This is a genomic window from Geothermobacter hydrogeniphilus, from assembly GCF_002093115.1.
Taxonomy (GTDB): Bacteria; Desulfobacterota; Desulfuromonadia; order Desulfuromonadales; family Geothermobacteraceae; genus Geothermobacter_A; species Geothermobacter_A hydrogeniphilus.
The window spans coordinates 1-3,166 of the sequence record NZ_NAAD01000050.1 but is presented as its reverse complement, the minus strand read 5'-3'; the positions used below and the strand labels follow the sequence as shown (position 1 = coordinate 3,166).

The window sequence follows — 3,166 nt, the reverse complement described above, 5'->3', positions numbered from 1 at the left end:
AAGAAGAAGGTCAACGGACAATGGCAGATGATGACCATGCTGCACAACATGACCAGGATGCGCCGATTCGGGATGATTTGAGGTAATAAAAAGAAAAAAAGAAGTAAAATCGGCCGGTAAACGGTAGAATTCCCGACAAATCGCGCTGAGGAGACGGCTATCGCCTGAACATGCCATACCTGACGGGCGGTTCACGAAAAGAAAAAATTCAACCAGGCTCGGGGATTGCTCTTGTGTGAGGGTTTTTCTACGGGCTCGTTCGGCCATTAACTAATACTAGCTCCCGTATTTTGGAGTATTGCTAGACATGGAATTTCGTGTTTTACCCAGAAGCACTTGGGCCCCTGAAACCGGTAATAATACGATTTATCTCAAGATAGATCATTGGAATGACTATTCGTTTGTTACCATGTTTCACATGTCGCTCCATGATGAAGATGGCCGTCTCCACGATATTGGTGAAATTAAGATTGCCTTTAAAGGACAAACGACAGAAACCGACACCTATGCCAAATTACCTGACAGATTTGAACATCTTGGCGAAGAGTTCTTCTCACTAGGACAAGGTGTTGAGTTTTATCGTAATATGGCGTCCTTACCTAGTCACTTTTGCAATCAGATTTTATCAGCATTGCGCGATATTGTTTTACAACCTAACCTTATTGAAGACATAAAAGAGGAAGAAGTTTTCAGCACATCTTTACTGCGCGGCATCAGCCTCTCAGTGATAAAAGGGCAGTATGCCCGAGTCCTCGAAGGTAAAGCTGAGCTCACCAACTTTAAATTCAAGTTCGTCAGGCCTGAAGCAGGGCATTGGGGGAGAATAGAGCTCGGTTTTGATGTAGAAGTTGGTTCCACGCCTAACACCAATATTCATGCGATTATTGGCCGAAATGGGGTAGGCAAAACAACTTTACTAAATGGCATGATTGAAGCGATTACAGATCGGCAAGGTACTAACGCTAAATTTGTCGATATAGATGGGTGGCAGGAAAGCGAAATCTCGGATGATTATTTCAGTAGTCTTGTATCAGTTTCCTTCAGTGCCTTCGATCCATTTACCCCTCCCAAGGAACAACCTGATCCTGCGAAAGGAACCTGCTATTTCTATATTGGCTTGAAAGACCCGAAGAATGGAGAGTTCCACCGAACTATTAGCGATCTTCAAAATGATTGTTCAAGAGCCTTAATTAGTTGTTTTTACGACCCCAAAAAGACCGATCGTTGGTTGGATGCCATTGGTAAACTTGGCTCAGATGAAATTTTTGCTTCAATGAGGCTACAAAAGTTAAAAGATATTTACAAGGATCTTCGTAACAACACGATGAGTGAAGAACAATCTGATTCAAGCTCTTTTCAAGACAAGTATATAAAAGAGGTTAGCCCGTTTTTGTCTCGCATGAGTTCGGGGCACGCCATAGTTTTGCTAACCATAACCCGCTTGGTCGCCACCGTAGAAGAAAAAACATTAGTGCTATTGGATGAGGCAGAGAGCCATTTACACCCGCCATTATTATCGGCGTTTGTGCGCGCCCTTGCCGATTTACTTCAGGATCGAAATGGGGTCGCAATCATAGCGACACACTCACCTGTGGTTTTGCAAGAAATACCTTGTTCTTGCGTTTGGAAAATTTATCGTGTTGGTTCAAATGTAACGGCTAGTCGGCCAACTATTGAAACTTTCGGTGAAAACCTTGGATTATTAACCAGCGAAGTTTTCAGTCTCGAAGTTGAACGTTCAGGGTTCCACGATCTTCTTGCTGAATCTGTTGAAACAGGAAGAACTTATGAAGAAATAGTTTCTAGCTACAATAACCAACTTGGGTTTGAGGGTAGAGCCATTCTAAAAGCGCTCATTGCCAATCGTGATAGGAGTGTTAGTCATGATGAGACTGAGTGAACCTCAATATAGCTTTGAACAAACTCTTGAAGAATGTGCTAAAGGTATTACTGGTAATGCTGAGTTGCGTCATAAGCTGTTATCTAGCAAAACTGATCTCACAACAGTCGAAGGCCAATATTTAGTTGCTGCTGGCACTGGTGAGTTACATACTATTCCACCCATCAATATTGATGGAGAAGCCGATCCTGTTGTTATCAATACCTTAAAAAAGTCTGATCTAGTCAAGATTTACGACAGGTACTTTGTGCCAGAGCAAAAACCAGCCAGAAAAATCTACGATGCTTTGTTAAATGCTGCAAAAGAAAAATGCCCATTTTGTGGTGGAATAGGCACGCCGCGCAACTTGGATCATTTTTTGCCTAAAGCACATTTTCCTCAATTTTCTGTTCAACCCCTAAATTTGGTTCCAGCATGTCGTGATTGCAATATGGATGGTAAAGCGCATGCCTTTGCGATGAGTGCAGAAGATCAAATCATTCAACCTTACGTGGACAATGACAAATTCTTTTTAGAACAATGGATTTTTGCGATTTACCACGCTGGAAATGAAGGAGAGCCAGGAGAATTTGAATATATCGTAAATCCGCCTGAAGGGTGGCTTGAGGTCGAAAAACAAAGAGTGAGAAAGCACTTTGCTGACTTTGATTTAGCCAGACGATATACTACTAAGGCTGCTGAACTCTTAGGTGCGGTATTACGGCAAATAGAGTCTTTGCGCCAAGCTGGTCTAGATGATGAAGTGATTAATACTGCTCTTCTGCAACCTGGGATAGATGCTGCACCGTTCGTTAATCATTGGCAAAAGGGCATGTTCCAAGCTTTGAGACAAGCATTACAATGAGGCTCTTCCCTCACTTGCAGCAACCAATGGTGTCAGGCTTGCAAGTTGGCAAGTTTGCATTAAGGTTTAAACCATGGCCCGAAAACCCCGCATTCATTATCCCGGTGCGCTCTACCACGTCATGTTGCGCGGCAATGGCGGAAATGCCGTTTTCGAGTGTGACCAGGATCGTTACCGGTTTTATCTTCTGCTGCAACAGGCGATTGAACGCTATTCCTGCCGCGTCTTCGCCTTCTGCCTGATGGACAACCATGTTCACCTGGCCGTTCAGGTCGGTGATATTCCCTTGTCCCGATTCATGCAGAACCTCTCTGGTCGTTACACACGCTGGTTCAATTGGCGCACGCAGAAAACCGGACATCTCTTCCAGGGGCGCTACAAGGCCATCATTGTCGAAGAGGACAGCTATCTGTTGCAGCTCG

Annotated in this window: 4 protein-coding genes; 3 read left to right on the top strand and 1 reads right to left on the bottom strand. The window is 43.9% G+C overall.

All coding sequences use genetic code 11. The annotated features are described in order from the left end of the window. On the bottom strand, positions 1–267 hold a 267-nt coding region (locus tag B5V00_RS17350), incomplete at its 3' end, for a hypothetical protein (protein WP_216355510.1). A 40-nt stretch (positions 268–307) separates the two neighbouring features. On the opposite strand from B5V00_RS17350, the gene B5V00_RS16715 reads away from it, so the two are divergent. The 3 genes from B5V00_RS16715 to B5V00_RS16705 form a co-directional block, all read left to right on the top strand. Next, the gene (locus tag B5V00_RS16715) at positions 308–1,900 is read left to right on the top strand and encodes an AAA family ATPase (protein WP_085011944.1); all 1,593 of its coding nucleotides are present in this window, start codon (positions 308–310) and stop codon (positions 1,898–1,900) included. After that, positions 1,884–2,744, top strand: a complete 861-nt coding sequence (locus B5V00_RS16710) for an HNH endonuclease (RefSeq protein ID WP_085011943.1) — start codon at positions 1,884–1,886, stop codon at positions 2,742–2,744. The genes B5V00_RS16715 and B5V00_RS16710 overlap by 17 nt, the downstream gene beginning before the upstream one ends. Positions 2,745–2,817: 73 nt before the next feature. After that, positions 2,818–3,166 (top strand): transposase (locus tag B5V00_RS16705; RefSeq protein ID WP_172399796.1); only part of this gene is annotated, 349 nt, incomplete at its 3' end.